Origin of the sequence: Arthrobacter sp. PAMC25284, assembly GCF_019443425.1 — a bacterium.
GTDB lineage: Bacteria > Actinomycetota > Actinomycetes > Actinomycetales > Micrococcaceae > Arthrobacter > Arthrobacter oryzae_A.
The window spans coordinates 1,494,948-1,508,807 of sequence record NZ_CP080382.1 but is presented as its reverse complement, the minus strand read 5'-3'; the positions used below and the strand labels follow the sequence as shown (position 1 = coordinate 1,508,807).

13 protein-coding genes and 1 pseudogene are annotated in these 13,860 nt (G+C 67.4%); 7 read left to right on the top strand and 7 right to left on the bottom strand.

Features of this window, described 5'->3' with window-relative positions; translation table 11 throughout:
* Window positions 1-53: 53 nt before the first annotated feature.
* The 4 genes and pseudogenes from KY499_RS06995 (at window position 54) to KY499_RS06980 (ending at window position 4,230) form a co-directional block, all read left to right on the top strand.
* On the top strand, window positions 54-974 hold the full coding sequence (locus KY499_RS06995) for an aldose 1-epimerase family protein (protein WP_375141138.1): 921 nt from the start codon (window positions 54-56) through the stop codon (window positions 972-974).
* A gap of 66 nt (window positions 975-1,040) precedes the next feature.
* A complete protein-coding gene (locus KY499_RS06990; protein WP_219886616.1) occupies window positions 1,041-2,312 on the top strand; it encodes an AI-2E family transporter in 1,272 nt (423 codons plus the stop codon).
* Between the two features lie 40 nt (window positions 2,313-2,352).
* Window positions 2,353-3,592: pseudogene (gene ilvA, locus KY499_RS06985) on the top strand (threonine ammonia-lyase).
* A gap of 11 nt (window positions 3,593-3,603) precedes the next feature.
* Window positions 3,604-4,230 carry a rhomboid family intramembrane serine protease gene (locus KY499_RS06980; protein WP_258191002.1) on the top strand — a complete coding sequence of 209 codons (627 nt, stop codon included), beginning with the start codon at window positions 3,604-3,606 and terminating at the stop codon, window positions 4,228-4,230.
* Window positions 4,231-4,373: 143 nt separating this feature from the next.
* On the opposite strand, the gene greA is transcribed toward KY499_RS06980, so the two are convergent.
* Window positions 4,374-4,868 carry a transcription elongation factor GreA gene (gene greA, locus KY499_RS06975; protein WP_123254379.1) on the bottom strand — a complete coding sequence of 165 codons (495 nt, stop codon included), beginning with the start codon at window positions 4,866-4,868 and terminating at the stop codon, window positions 4,374-4,376.
* Window positions 4,869-5,066: 198 nt separating this feature from the next.
* Window positions 5,067-5,519: a DUF4307 domain-containing protein gene (locus tag KY499_RS06970; protein WP_123254328.1), complete on the bottom strand. Its 453-nt coding sequence runs from the start codon at window positions 5,517-5,519 to the stop codon at window positions 5,067-5,069.
* Window positions 5,520-5,670: 151 nt separating this feature from the next.
* On the opposite strand from KY499_RS06970, the gene mca reads away from it, so the two are divergent.
* From mca to KY499_RS06955, 3 genes are all read left to right on the top strand, one after another.
* Window positions 5,671-6,576, top strand: coding sequence for a mycothiol conjugate amidase Mca (gene mca / locus KY499_RS06965; protein ID WP_123254329.1), 906 nt, complete (start codon window positions 5,671-5,673; stop codon window positions 6,574-6,576).
* A gap of 105 nt (window positions 6,577-6,681) precedes the next feature.
* The gene (locus KY499_RS06960) at window positions 6,682-7,014 is read left to right on the top strand and encodes a hypothetical protein (RefSeq protein WP_123254330.1); all 333 of its coding nucleotides are present in this window, start codon (window positions 6,682-6,684) and stop codon (window positions 7,012-7,014) included.
* A complete protein-coding gene (locus tag KY499_RS06955; RefSeq protein ID WP_219886615.1) occupies window positions 6,992-9,259 on the top strand; it encodes a thioredoxin domain-containing protein in 2,268 nt (755 codons plus the stop codon). The genes KY499_RS06960 and KY499_RS06955 overlap by 23 nt, the downstream gene beginning before the upstream one ends.
* Window positions 9,260-9,295: 36 nt before the next feature.
* On the opposite strand, the gene KY499_RS06950 is transcribed toward KY499_RS06955, so the two are convergent.
* From KY499_RS06950 to KY499_RS06930, 5 genes are read right to left on the bottom strand one after another with little or no spacing between them, the layout of a single operon-like run.
* Window positions 9,296-10,081: a DeoR/GlpR family DNA-binding transcription regulator gene (locus KY499_RS06950; RefSeq protein ID WP_219886614.1), complete on the bottom strand. Its 786-nt coding sequence runs from the start codon at window positions 10,079-10,081 to the stop codon at window positions 9,296-9,298.
* A 5-nt stretch (window positions 10,082-10,086) separates the two neighbouring features.
* Window positions 10,087-10,926 carry a class II fructose-bisphosphate aldolase gene (locus KY499_RS06945; protein ID WP_219886613.1) on the bottom strand — a complete coding sequence of 280 codons (840 nt, stop codon included), beginning with the start codon at window positions 10,924-10,926 and terminating at the stop codon, window positions 10,087-10,089.
* On the bottom strand, window positions 10,923-11,903 hold the full coding sequence (locus tag KY499_RS06940) for a 1-phosphofructokinase family hexose kinase (RefSeq protein WP_219886612.1): 981 nt from the start codon (window positions 11,901-11,903) through the stop codon (window positions 10,923-10,925). Before KY499_RS06940 ends, KY499_RS06945 begins: the two co-directional genes overlap by 4 nt.
* Complete coding sequence (locus KY499_RS06935; protein WP_219886611.1) at window positions 11,900-12,862, bottom strand: ROK family protein; 963 nt, start codon at window positions 12,860-12,862, stop codon at window positions 11,900-11,902. The genes KY499_RS06940 and KY499_RS06935 overlap by 4 nt, the downstream gene beginning before the upstream one ends.
* A gap of 3 nt (window positions 12,863-12,865) precedes the next feature.
* On the bottom strand, window positions 12,866-13,783 hold the full coding sequence (locus tag KY499_RS06930) for an SIS domain-containing protein (protein ID WP_219886610.1): 918 nt from the start codon (window positions 13,781-13,783) through the stop codon (window positions 12,866-12,868).
* Window positions 13,784-13,860: the final 77 nt, after the last annotated feature.

The following is a 13,860-nucleotide window of genomic DNA, read 5'->3' as shown; positions in this document are numbered from 1 at the left end:
TGTCCGGCCGGACTCCGGAGGCTGCGAGCACGGGCGGCGCCCCTGGGGCGTCAGTGCGGCGCTACGCGTCAGGCCGGCAATATGAACTTCGACGTGGCGACGCGCTCGCCGTTGTCACCGAACTGGCCGCAGGCCTGCGCTGGTACAGCCGCGGCGGCACCCAGCTGACCGAGAGCTACAGCGATACGCAAATCCCGCCTGGTGCTACCGGAGTCACGCTGGCGCCTTGGGCGAACCGGGTTGAGGACGGGGTCTGGTACCTGCACGGTAAGAAACTCCAGCTCGATATCACCGAAGTCTCCCGCAATAACGCCAGCCACGGTCTGCTGCGGAACGCCGCGTATGCGCTCGTCGACGAAAGCGAGTTCGCCGTCACCCTCGAGGCCGCTGTGTTCCCGCAGCACGGCTATCCGTTCCTGGTCCGGCACCGGGTCCGCTATGAACTCGCCGAAGACCTGGGGCTGGTGGTCCGGCAGACCCTGGTCAATGATTCGGACGAGACGGCGCCGTTCGTCCTGGGCTCACACCCCTATCTGCGCCTCGGCGACGTGCCCAGCGAGGAGCTCACGCTCACCGTCGACGCCGGCACCCGGCTTGTGACGGACGAACGGCTCATTCCGCGGAGCACGGAACCGGTCACCGGCGCCGCCGATCTGCGCGCCGGGAGCCTGGTCGGCGGGCTGGATCTGGATTCCGCCTACACGGACCTGGCGTTCGACGGAGGGATTGCGCGCTCCACGCTGCGCGCACCGGACGGCCGGAGTGTGAGCCTGTGGCAGGACTCGACCTGTGGGTACGTCCATGTTTTTGTCACCACCCAATTCCCCGGCAGGACCAAGGCCGTCGCAATAGAGCCCATGACCGGGCCGGCGAACGCGTTCAACACCGGCGACGGCCTCCGCTGGCTGGCACCGGGCGGTCAGTTCTCGATCAGTTGGGGCATCAGCGCGTCCCTGGACGGTACCGGCAGCTGAACACGGGTCCCGGCCGGGCTCCGTGTCGGGTTTCATATCGGCGCACGGCTGCGGAATCATGGGGCTATGACCCCAGTTGACGAAGCCGTAACCCCACACGACGCCGGATCCGGTGCGCCCCGCGTCATCACCGGCCAGGACCTTGACCAGGACATTCCTTACGGAGTCCGGATCGCCGCGGGGTGGGCCTGGCGGATCGGTCTCCTCCTGGTGGTGGGCGGCGCCTTGGTCTGGCTGCTCGGCCGGGTCAGCTTCCTGATCATCCCGGTCATGGTGGCCGCGCTGCTTGCCGGGCTCCTGACCCCGGTGGTGCGTCGGTTGGACAGCCTCCGGCTGCCCAACGGACTCTCCGTAGCCGTCACCGTCCTGGGTTTCCTCGGCGCGATCGTGGGGGCGCTCTCGCTCGTGGGCCGGCAACTCGTCTCCGGGTTCGGGGCGCTCTGGTCCGAGGCCCTCGTCGGAGTCCAGCAGGTTCAGGCCTGGCTGTCAGAGGGACCATTGCACCTGACGGCCGACCAGATCGACAAATACCTCCAGGAAGGCACCGCCGCGCTGCAGAACAACAGCAGCAGCATCCTCAGTGGGGCGCTGACGTTCGGGAGCACGGCCGGGCATTTCGCTGCCGGGATGGTCCTGGCACTGTTCGTGCTGGTCTTTTTCCTGCTCGAAGGCGACAGGATCTGGGCGTTCCTCGTCCGGCTGCTGCCCAAAAAAGCGCGACGGGCCGCTGACGGCGCCGGCCGGCGGGGCTGGACCTCGATGGTCAGCTACACCCGCATCCAGATGTTTGTGGCTTTCGTGGACGCCGTCGGGATCGGCGTCGGCGCCGCCATTATCGGTGTCCCGCTGGCCCTGCCGCTGGGTGTCCTGGTCTTCATCGGCTCCTTTATCCCTGTGGTCGGCGCCCTCGTGACCGGCGCGATCGCGGTCCTCCTGGCCCTCGTGGCGAACGGCCCGGTCAACGCCATGATTATGCTGGCGATCGTGCTGGCGGTCCAGCAGCTGGAGAGCCATATCCTGCAGCCTCTCGTGATGGGCCGGGCCGTCGCCCTGCATCCCGTGGCCGTCATCATGTCCGTCGCGGCGGGATCGTACCTCGCCGGGATTCCCGGGGCGCTGTTTTCGGTGCCGCTCCTCGCCGTCGCAAACTCCTCGATTCGCTACATAGCAGGCAGAACGTGGGAACATGATGAGGTGCTGGAAACAGCGGAACGGCAGAGCGTCACTGCCCCCGATGACACCAGCGCTGACAACACTTTCAAAGACGTCCATCTGCCGGGGAAACCCGGCCGCAGTGACGCCGCACCAACAAGCGGTGCCCCGGGCAGCAATGCCTGACGCGGCGCCGGAGCCAGAACCGAAGATGGAGAACAGTTTCGTGAATACCCTGGAGAGCCTGCCCGTCACGCTGGACGATGTCCTGGAGGCGCAGAAGCTGCTCGACGGGATTATTACGCGGACGCCCGTTGAATCCTCGCGGGCCCTCGGCAGCATGGTGGGCGGCGATGTCTATTTCAAATGCGAGAACCTGCAGCGCGCCGGCTCGTTTAAGGTCCGCGGAGCCTATGTGCGGATGGCGAAGCTTTCCGAGGCGGAGAAGCGGCGCGGCGTCGTCGCGGCCTCGGCGGGAAACCATGCCCAGGGCGTGGCCGTCGCAGCGAAGAGCCTGGGCATCAGCGCCCGGATCTACATGCCCCTGGGCGTCGCCTTGCCCAAACTCGCGGCCACCCGAAGCCACGGCGCCGAAGTGGTGCTGCACGGGCACAACGTCGATGAGGCATTGGCCGAGGCGAAACGCTTCGCCGACGAAACCGGCGCCGTCTTCGTCCACCCCTTCGACGACGTCGACATCGTGGCCGGCCAGGGCACCGTCGGGCTGGAAATCCTGGAACAGATTCCCGACGTCGACACGATCCTCATCGGCGTCGGCGGCGGCGGGCTGCTGGCCGGCGTCTCGGTCGCGGTCAAGGGCCCGCGCCAAGGAACTGGGCCGCGAAATCCGTGTCATCGGCGTGCAGGCCGAAAATGCCGCCGCCTACCCGCCGTCGCTGGCTGCTGACGCCCTCGTGCCGCTCAAGCGCGTTTCGACCATGGCGGACGGCATCGCCGTTGGCCGGCCTGGACAACTGCCCTTCAGCATCATCCGGGAACTCGTCGACGACGTTGTGACGGTCAGCGAGGATGCCTTGGCCCGGGCACTGATCTTCCTGCTTGAACGCGCCAAAATGGTAGTCGAACCTGCCGGTGCGGTCGGCATCGCGGCGCTGATGGAGGGCAAGATCGAGAACCCGGGAACTGTTGCCGTGGTGCTCTCCGGCGGCAATATCGACCCGATGCTGATGCTCAAGGTTATCCAGCGCGGCCTCTCCGCGGCCGGCCGGTATATGACGGTGCGCATGATGCTCGACGACCGGCCGGGCTCGCTCGCCACTATCGCCCGCATCATCGCCGAAAACGATGCCAACGTCACCGGGCTGGACCACACCAGGGTGGGCGGGTCGATCAGCATGGGTGACGTCTCCATCACGGTGAACCTGGAAACCAAGGGTCACGAACACTGCGAACAAGTCCTTGCCGCGCTGCGGGCCGAGGGGTTCCAGCCGATCGTGGTGCACTAGGAGCCGCGGCCATGGATATGAACGTGTATCGGGCGGACCGGCCGGGCGCCGGCGATTCCCCGGCCCGCCGCGCCCGCCGGGGGCTGCTCGTGGTGGGCTCGTTTGTGGCCCTGCTCTATGGGATCGAGCTTGTCAACACGCTGCTGCTGCATTCCCTGAACGGAATATTCGGCCTGCGCCCACGACGCCTGGATGGGATCCTGGACATCCTGACGTTCCCGTTGCTGCACGCGAACCTGGCCCACCTGATCTCCAACACGCTGCCGCTGATGATCTTCGGCTTCCTCGTTTTCCTGTCCGGACTGCGGGTGTTTTTGACCGCGCTGGCGGCAAGCTGGCTCGGCTCCGGGGTCCTGGTGTGGCTGATCGGAGGGTTCAAAGTTACCGTCGGCGCGTCCGGGCTTGTCTTCGGGCTCTTCGCGTTTCTGCTGGTGCGTGGCTTCGTGAACCGGAGTTGGTGGCAGATTCTGCTGTCCGTGTTGCTGTTTATGGCGTACGGCAGCATTCTCTTCGGCGTGCTTCCCACGGTGGCCAGCTATGTGTCCTGGCAAGCGCACCTGGGCGGGGCAGCGGGCGGCGTGCTGGCGGCCCTGTTCCTCGGTCGGCGGCGGCCGGCGGCGCTCCGCGCGCCACGCTAGGACGCCACGCTAGGACGCCACGCTAGGACGCAACGCCAGGACGCAACGCCAGAAACCGAGCCGGCTTCCGCCCGCAGACGGGAACGCCGGCCCTCCCGCTGCGGGGAGGGCCGGCGTTCCGGGTCCGGCTTGAGTTTCCGGGGTCAGGCGGCGTAGGGCTTGGCAGAGATGATCTCGACCGGGATGACCTTGCCGTTCGGCGCCGTGTAGGTGATGGAGTCGCCCTCTTTGTGGCCAACGATGGCTGCGCCCAAGGGAGACTTTTCGCTGAACACGTCGAGGTCGGAATCGCCGGCGATCTCGCGGGACCCGAGAAGGAACGTCTCTTTGTCGCCGGCGATCTTCGCCACCACAAGCATGCCGGCCTCGACGATTCCATCGTCGGCGGGGGACTCGCCCACGTGGGCGTCCCGCAGCAGGGCGGTGAGCTGGCGGATGCGGGCCTCGATTTTGCCCTGCTCCTCCTTGGCCGCGTGATAGCCGCCGTTCTCCTTGAGATCGCCCTCCTGGCGGGCAGCTTCGATCTTCTGGACGATCTCCGCCCGGCCTGCGCCGGAAAGGTGGTCCAGCTCTGCCTTCAAGCGGTCAAAGGCTTCCTGGGTGAGCCAAGCCGCCGTTGCGCTGTTAGTGGTAGACACGGACATCTCCTTTGGGTGGTGATACAAGAAAAGACCCCGCCACGGTGGCCACTTGTGAAACTCAGTAACCAGCTCAGCGGGGAAAGGTGTTACCTCAGTGTAGTCAATGCTGTGGATAAACCCAACAGGGAGGCGGTGCGGACCACACCGTGTTGACCGACGGCGGCCGCCGGCTGCGGCCGGCCCGCGGCGCTGATGCTATTGCTGCTTGTCCGGAAGCCAGCAATTGTCGACGACGGCGGAGACCGCCGGGGACTCCGTACGAACCTGTACGCGGTGGACAGTCGTGCGTCCGCCGTCCTTGCCCGTATCGACGGAATTCGGCCCGATATCAAGAACTTTCCACCCAACGACGGCGAACTTGGAGTCCAGTGCCTTGACGGCACATTTCGCGGCCACCGCGGGGTCCTTCGTCACCTCGAAGTCGACCTCGGCGAGGGTCCCGTCGGGGGTGCTGTAGCCAATGTCCTTGAACGTGACGCTGGACGTGGCGTTCGACGTCGAAACCCAGGCCATAAAGGCGATACCCGCGGCCAAAGCAGCGATCAGGATGATGCGTTTGGTCCGGCCGGACAATGACCGCTTTTGGCCGCCGTAACGATTGGCTAGGCTGGTAGTTGCCGGCGAGGCAGGCTGATCCCGGGAAGTCACCAGACCAGTTTAGTGTGGATCGGACCGGGTAATGTCCACAGGGCCGGTTCCGGTCGACACCACGTGTGTTCCCGCCTGTCGGGCCGCCCCGGCAGCCCGACCGCACCAACCCGCGGAACAGTAGACCAGCAGAAAGAGGAGCCGTCCCACGATGACAGCATCCACGAGTCCGTCAGCGCCGCTTCGGCTGCTGGCAGTCCACGCCCATCCCGACGACGAATCAAGCAAGGGTGCGGCCACGATGGCCAAGTACGCCGCCGCGGGAATTGACGTGATGGTGGCCACGTGCACGGACGGTTCCCGCGGGGACATCCAGAACCCTGCGATGGAAGGCCAGCCGCACCCTGCACGCGACATGGCCGGTGCCCGCCGCCTGGAAATGGCAGCCGCGGCCAGGGCGCTCGGAATCCGTCAGCGCTGGCTGGGATTTGTGGATTCCGGACTGCCCGAAGGCGATCCGCTGCCGCCGCTGCCGGCCGGCTCGTTTGCCCTGCAGCCGCTGGAACGGGCAGCCGCGCCCCTGGTCCGGCTGGTCCGGGACTTCAAACCGCACGTGATCCTGAGCTACGACGAAAACGGCGGCTATCCTCATCCGGACCACATCATGGCGCACCGGGTGGCCGTGGAGGCCTTTGAAGCGGCCGGAGATGCATCCCGTTACCCGGGCGCCGGCCCGGCCTGGGAGCCCAGCAAGCTTTACTACGACCGGGCTTTCAGCCCGGACCGCTTCCGCGCCCTGCACCATGCGCTGGAAGAATCCGGCCTCGAGTCACCCTACGCGCAGCGCCTGGCCGCCTGGCTGGAAACAGATGCGGAAGGCCACACTCCGCCGGCGCCGACCCATCCGACCACCACCCAGATCGAGTGCGGTGACTTCTTCGAGGCCCGCGACGAGGCGCTCCGGGCGCATCGCACCCAGGTCGATCCGGAGGGGTTCTTCTTCGCCGTCTCGGCCGCGATGCAGCGCAGGACCTGGCCGTGGGAGGATTACTCCCTGATCCAGTCCCGGATCCCCGCGGAACTGCCGGAAACGGATCTCTTTGCCGGGCTAAGATAGAGAACCAGGGTTTCTATCGGCTGTAGAAGCTGCGACGGAAACCCGGGCAACGCCCCCGGCCCGCGACGGGGGAGACCACCTCAGTTCCCATAGAAGGTACCAACCGTGCATTCCTTGCTCATCGCTCTGGCAACTACTCCGGCACCGACCCCCACGCCGTCGCTGCGCCCGGGGCTGTCCGAGGACCAGGTCACTCCGGGCCTGCTCGGTTTCCTGCTGACCGCCTTTATCGTTGTGCTCACTGCGGTGCTGATCGTGGACATGGTGCGGCGCATCCGCCGCGTCCGCTACCGCGCGCAGGTCGAGGAGGAACGCGCGGCCGCTGCGGAGGCCGTCGCGGCGGGCCTCGGCCCGGAGTCCGCCGGCACCCCCCAGGACCCTGCCCGGGACGGAACCCGACCGGAAGTCAACGGCGATGCGGGACCGGCAAGCCGCTGACGGTGGTTCCGCGGACGCAGGCCCGGGAGCGTTCAACGCCCTGGGCGGTGAACCGTCTGCCTATCTGCGCCAGCACGCCGGAAACCCGGTGCACTGGCGCCCCTTCGGTGATGAGGCCTTTGGCTTCGCCGCTGCCCGTGACGTGCCCGTTTTTCTCTCGATCGGCTATGCCGCCTGTCACTGGTGCCACGTTATGGCGCATGAATCGTTCGAGGACGCGGAGACTGCCGAGTACCTGAACTCCCATTTTGTTGCCGTCAAGGTGGACCGCGAAGAACGTCCGGATGTCGACGCCGTCTATATGGCAGTGACGCAGGCCCTCAGCGGCGAAGGCGGCTGGCCGATGTCCGTCTTCCTCCTGCCCGACGGCCGTGCATTCCACGCCGGTACGTACTTTCCGCCCCGGCCGATGCCCGGCCGGCCATCCTTCATACAGGTCCTTGAGGCCGTGCACGACGCCTGGCTGAAACGCCGCGACGCCGTCGAACAGAACGCCGCCAGACTGGCCAAAGGCCTGGCCGCATCACAATCGGCCGCCGCCGTCCGGTTGGATGGGGCGCCCCAGCCGGTGGACGCCGCGCTCCTGGCGGAAGCCGTTGGTGTGCTCGCCGGCTCTGAAGACCAGGTCTGTGGCGGGTTCGGCGCCGCACCCAAATTCCCGCCCCCCGCTGTCCTGGAGTTCCTTATCCGGCATGCCGCCGTGGCCTCGGACACTGCGGACGCGGCCCGGGACATGGCAGGACGCACGCTCGCCGCGATGTCCCGGTCGGCACTGTTCGACCAGCTCGGCGGCGGGTTCGCACGGTACTCGGTCACGCGTGACTGGTCCGTGCCACACTTCGAAAAAATGCTCTATGACAACGCCCAGCTTTTGCGGGTCTACGTCCACTGGGTCCGCCTTGGCGGGACGGCCGAGTATCCGGCAGCGGAGGCCGCCGACGTCGCGGCACGCACCGCCGGGTGGCTGCTGGCCGCCCTGGGGCTGGAGGACGAGCCGGAGAACGCGGAACTTCCCGGTACGAAGCGACCCGATACCGAACCGCCCGGCGGCGGGATCCCGGGCGGACGCGGCGCGGGAGCTGCGGCCCTCGCCTCGTCCCTGGACGCGGACACCGTTGTGGACGGTGTCCATCTGGAGGGGGCCAGCTACCTGTGGACACCGGACGAGCTGACGGCGCTCCTCGGGCCGGCCGACGGCGCAGCCGTGGCGGGGTTCATGCTGGCGCACACCCGCGGGCCCGTCCCGGCCGAGGGAGCCCCATTGCACCCCGGCAGGGCCCTCAACAGCGCGGAAAACGCCTTGTGGCAGCGGGCGCACCCGGTGCTGCTGGAGGCACGCTCCCGCCGGCCGCAGCCTGCCCGTGATGAGAAGGTCGTGGCAGTTTGGAACGGACTGGCCGTCGCCGCCCTGGCGGAGGCCGCGGCCGTTCTGGAGGAGCCCGGATTGTTGGCCGCCGCTGAGCGCATCGCCGCCTACCTGGAGCGGGTGCATTGGCAGCCGGCCTCCGTCGGCGCGGCCGGGACCCTGGTGCGGGTCTCCCACCGCGGCGCCGCCCGGGGGATCGGCGGCCTGTTGGAGGACTACGCTTTTTGCGCCGACGGCCTGCTCGCCCTCTACGCGGTCTCCGGTCACGCCCGCTGGTACCGGCTCGCGGAGGATATTCTGGCGGCTGCCTGTGAACGGTTCGGCGCCGCAGGCACACTCACTGACACCGTGGGGGAATCAGCGCAGGTCTCCAACGCCCAAGGCCAGGGGACCGCACTGGAACCATTTGATAACGCCACGCCCAGTGGTGCCGCCGCTTTCGCCGGCTCGCTGCTGAGCTACTCGGCCCTCTCCGGGTCCGTCCGGCACCGGGAACTGGCCGGCAATATTTTCGCGGTCCTGCCGCCGCTCGCTTCCCGGGTGCCCCGGGTGGCGGGCTGGCTCCTTGCGACGGCGCAGGCGGCGCTTGCCGGCCCGGTGGAAGCTGCCGTCGTCGGCCCGGACACTCCGGAGCGGGCGGCACTGCACCGGGAACTGCTGCTCTCGCCCAGCCCGGGCCTGGTCATCGCGCTCCAGGACGACGCAACGGGGACGGGCGACGGCGCCGAGGCGGCCGTGCCGCTGCTGCGCGGCCGCCAGCCGGCCCCGGATGGCACACCGAGGGTTTTTCTATGCCGCGGCATGGTCTGCGACCTCCCCGTCGGGTCCGCCGCCGGGGTGCGGCAACGCCTGGCGGAGATGGCCGGGAGCGGGCTCTGACCGTCGCCGCATTCCGGTCGGTTCAGGACGGGTGCGTCAGCGGGCGATGATGACTTTGACGCCGTGGCTTTCGAACGCTTCCCGGTCGGCGGGGGTGATGCCGGCATCGGTGATGAGATTGCGGAACACGACTCCGCTCATGGTGGCGAAGGAGCGCTGGCCGATCTTCGACGAGTCCGCGACCATGTACGCCTCGGCCGCACGCCGGGCCATGAGTGCGTTCACTGTGGCTTCGCCTTCGTCGTTCACGGTGGGCCCCAGGACGGGGTCGGCACCGTTAACACCAATGAAGGCCAGATCCAGGGCCACGTTCTGAAGGGTCGCATCCGCGAATGGCCCCACGAGTTCGTACGAGCGGGGGTTGACGATTCCGCCGGTCACCATGATCTTGATATTGGGACGCACAGCGAGCTGGGCCGCGATGTTGATCGCATTGGTCACTACGGTCAGCGCCGGCCGGTTCGATGGCACGTTCAGGTCCGCCCGGGTGGCCAGGACCTGCGCGATAGCGGTATTGGTGGTGCCGCCGGAGAGCCCAACGACGGCGCCACGCGGTATGAGGCTGCTGGCAGCCTGGGCGATGAGCTGTTTCTGCTGGGAATGGTCATCACGGTTGTAGCGGCCGGGCAGGTCATAGGCCACGGAACCCTTGACCGCACCGCCGCGGGTGCGGGTCAACAGCCTCTGCGTGGCCAGGCTGTCAAGGTCACGCCGGGCCGTGGCCGGTGACACGGCCAGGGTCTCAACGATGTCATCCACTTCAACCTGCCCATCTTCGGCCAGCAGGTTCAGGATGGCGTTCAAACGCTCGGTGCGGTTCATGAGTCTTACTCCAGAGAGGCGAAGAGGGTTAACAGCCTGGCCGACTCGGGCACCAACGCGTCACGGCCTGCCCGTAGATACCGGCGTGAGTCGACCAGATCCGGATCGGTGTTGAGGCAGTCGCGCACGGCGCGGGTGAAGAACCCGTTCAGATGGGTGGAGACATTGATTTTGGTCATGCCTGCGGAAATTGCGGCGACGATGTCCTGGTCGGCAACGCCGGAGGAACCGTGCAACACCAGCGGGACATCCAGGCTTCCGCGAAGCCGGCCGATCAGCTCCAGATCGAGGGCGGCGCTGCGTTCAGTCATCGCGTGGGAGGAACCGACGGCGACGGCGAGGGCGTCGACTCCGGTCGCGGCGACAAAGTCGGCGGCTTCCCTCGGGTCGGTGCGCACCCCGGGCGCGTGCGCGCCGTCCTTGCCCCCGACCTTGCCCAGTTCCGCTTCCACATACACACCCATAGCATGAGCATATTCGGTGACCCGGGCGGTAGCCGCAACGTTGTCTTCGTACTCCAGGTGGGCTCCGTCATACATGATGGAGCCGAAGCCCAGATCAACAGCCTGCATCGCCAGCTGCTCGTCTTCGGCATGATCGAGATGAAGGGAAACGGGCACGCTGGCCCTCTTTGCCAGCGCCATCGAGGCCAGCGCCAGGGCTTCGAGGCCGCCGTGGTATTTGGCGCAGTTCTCGGAGATCTGCAGGATGAGCGGCAGCCCGGCTTTTTGGGCCCCGGCGATCAAACCCTCCGCGGTTTCTAAATGAATAACGTTGAAGGCGCCCTGCCCGGTGCCGCGGGCGGCCGCAGCGGCCATCAGTTCTGCTGTGGGGACAAGGGTCATGCCGGATTCTCCTCATAAGTGACGATCAGGTGCTGCGCCAGTTCGGTGTGACGTGGCGAAATTTCGCCGGCGGCCGGCATCAGCACGGCGGCCGCCGACCACGCGGTTGCTGCGCGCAAAATCTGCTCCGGGTCCCGCCGGCCCGAAGCCATGACCACAGCAGCGGCGGCGACCGCTGCATCACCGGCACCGGTGGGGTTGCCCGCCAGCGGCCGGGGCAGCCGCGCTTTCCACACGCTGGCGGGGGACTGGGCCGTGAAAGCGTACATCCCGTCGGCACCGGCGCTGACGAGCACCATCCGGGCCCCCAGTTCCATCAGGTGACACGCTGCCTGGGACAGGTCGGTCTGGCCTGTTGCTTCCATCAGTTCCTCGAGGTTTGGCTTGAGGAGGTCCGCTCCGGCCCGCGCCGCGGCCAGCATTTGTGGTCCCGACGTGTCGATGACGGCCGGCACACCGCGGCTGTGTGCAAGCCTGACCAGCTCCGGATAAAAGTCATCGGGTGCATCTGCCGGGAGGCTGCCGGAGCCGACGAGCACTCCGCAGTCCGGGGTGCCGGGTCTGCCAGGGCCGTCCAGTGTCTCCGTGATCGCGGCGCTCAGCCCCTGCCACCCGGAAGCCCCCAACGCCGGTCCGTGCTCGTTGAAGATGCTCGTGACATCCTGGCCGGAATCAACGAAAGCGATGCTTCGACGGGTGTCCGCTGTCACCGGGATGAGCCGGTGGGGTATGCCGCTGGCCTCCAGATCCGTGCGGAATACCGCGCCGGCGGCGCCGCCCACGGGAGCTACGGCTAGAACGGGGTGGCCCATTTGGTGGGCCACCCGGGCGACATTCAAACCCTTGCCTCCGGCCCGCTCCAGCGGCGGTGAGACGCGGTGTGTCCGGCCCGGGTGGAAGCCGTCGAGGTGGTAGGTCATGTCCAGTGCCGGGTTGGGTGTGACCGTGACGATGAGCCGGTGTGACGGGGGGGTCATGGCGCCTCGATGTTGGATTCGATGGAACTCAGGAGCTCGCGGGCTTTCAGTGCGGAGCCGATCAGCCCGGCGTCCTGACCCAGGGTGGCGGGGACGATCCGGGGGCGCCGGTGGATGCTGAGCAGGTTTTCCACGCGTGTCCGCAAGGGTGCCAGCAGCGCCTCCCCGGCCTGGGACAGGCCGCCGCCCATCACGACCGTCTCGGTTCCGAGGATCGAAACGCACTGGACGATACTGAAGGCGAGCGCGTCGACCGCCTCGCTCCAGACCCGGTAGGCCTCCGGATCGCCTGCTGCGGCCAGGTCAAGAACCTGCCGCGCTCCGTCGACGCTGCGTCCGGTGGCGGCGCAGTAACGGGACGCAATGGCTCCCGCTGAGCCGACGGCTTCCAGAATCGTGGTGGAACCCGGGCGGTCAGGATCCGGCACCGGGGCGTGCCCCAGCTCGCCGGCGTATCCGCCGCCGGTCAGACGCCGGTCATCGACGAAGACCGCCCCGGCAATACCGGTCCCGATGACCAGGACGACCGCGTTGGAGGCGCCGCGGGCGGCCCCGAACCTGAACTCGGCTTCCCCGGCGGACCCCACATCATGCCCGAAGGCCACCGGAAGCCCAAGCGCGGCCTGCGCCCGTTCCGCAAACGGAAAGTCTTTCCAGCCCAGGTTTGCGGAGAGGATGCCTGTGCCCGTTGCCTCATCGACCAGGCCGGGGACGATCAGCCCGGCGGCGCGGACAGGATGACCAGGGTAGAGGCCCCGGTATTCCGACGCGACTTCGGTGATTTTTTCGATCACCGCGCCTCCCGTATCCACCGGATGCCTGGGGGTGGCCATCCGGCGCAGGCCGATGATCCTGCCCGTGGCCAAGACAATGCCGGCCTTCATATCCGTTCCGCCCACGTCGAAGGCCAGTACAGCCGGTCCGCTTGCGGAGCCGGATTGTCCGCCATGCTCGTTCATCGGCTAGGCATCCAGAATGACGGAGCGGCTCAGGTTCCGCGGCTGATCGGGGTTCAGGCCGAGGACGCGGGCACGTTCCAGAGCAACTTTCTGGGCCCGCACGAGCTCGGCCAGCGGTGCTGCGTCGCGGTGGATATACAAGCCTCCGGTGTTCGCGACGTCTGAAGCCAGCCCGTGAGGTTCTTCGCCGAAGAGCCACGTGACGCGGTTGGGTGCAGCGATGGCGATGGGGCCATGACGGTATTCCATCGCCGGGTACGATTCGGTCCAGGACTGGGAGGCTTCACGCATCTTCAGGGCCGCCTCGTGGGCCAGGCCGACGGTCCAGCCGCGGCCAAGGAACGTGAACTGTTCGGCAGCCATCAGTTCCGGCGCGATCGGCTCCAGCACGGCGGCGCCGGCATCAGAGATGGCTGAATCCACCGAAATGCCGAGCGCGGTCTGCAGGTAAACCAGCGCCGAGGTGGCAAACCGGGTCTGCACGACCGACTGCTCATCCGCGTACGGCAGGCCGATGACGGACCCGGCGATATCCGCGACGGGCGACCCGGTATCACCTACGAGGGCCACCGTCGGGACGCTGCCTTGCAGCCTCTGGAGTATTTCCAGGACCTCCGTGGTGGTCCCCGAACGAGTGATCGCCACCACCGCGTCGTAGCCCCGGTCGACGAAGGCCTCGGAGGCCGCGAACGTGTCCGTTACCCCACGACCGGCGGATTCGCGCAGGAACGCATAGGACTGCGCCATGAACCAGGACGTGCCGCATCCGATGACGGCAATCTTCTGGCCGTCGGCGGGCAGCAGGGCCTGGGCCTCGGAACGGGCCTGTTCGGCTGCGCGTGCCCAAATTTCGGGCTGGGACGTCAGTTCAGCTTCCATGTGGGCGCCAAGCAGGGAACGGTCGGTATGCAGCTCAGTCATGGGACAGGCTCCTAGTGGTGAGGGGGCAGATGTCAGGCCATCAGGGACCTGTAGGCAGCCGGGGGGCGGCGCCGTTC

Excerpts from the sequence above, each read along its gene's own strand:
- KY499_RS06990 (WP_219886616.1), top strand. The coding sequence starts at position 1,041 with ATGACCCCAGTTGACGAAGCCGTAACCCCACACGACGCCGGATCCGGT.
- KY499_RS06980 (WP_258191002.1), top strand. The coding sequence starts at position 3,604 with ATGGATATGAACGTGTATCGGGCGGACCGGCCGGGCGCCGGCGATTCC.
- mca (WP_123254329.1), top strand. The coding sequence starts at position 5,671 with ATGACAGCATCCACGAGTCCGTCAGCGCCGCTTCGGCTGCTGGCAGTC.
- KY499_RS06955 (WP_219886615.1), top strand. The coding sequence starts at position 6,992 with ATGCGGGACCGGCAAGCCGCTGACGGTGGTTCCGCGGACGCAGGCCCG.
- KY499_RS06950 (WP_219886614.1), bottom strand. The coding sequence starts at position 10,081 with ATGAACCGCACCGAGCGTTTGAACGCCATCCTGAACCTGCTGGCCGAA.
- KY499_RS06945 (WP_219886613.1), bottom strand. The coding sequence starts at position 10,926 with ATGACCCTTGTCCCCACAGCAGAACTGATGGCCGCTGCGGCCGCCCGC.
- KY499_RS06940 (WP_219886612.1), bottom strand. The coding sequence starts at position 11,903 with ATGACCCCCCCGTCACACCGGCTCATCGTCACGGTCACACCCAACCCG.
- KY499_RS06935 (WP_219886611.1), bottom strand. The coding sequence starts at position 12,862 with ATGAACGAGCATGGCGGACAATCCGGCTCCGCAAGCGGACCGGCTGTA.
- KY499_RS06930 (WP_219886610.1), bottom strand. The coding sequence starts at position 13,783 with ATGACTGAGCTGCATACCGACCGTTCCCTGCTTGGCGCCCACATGGAA.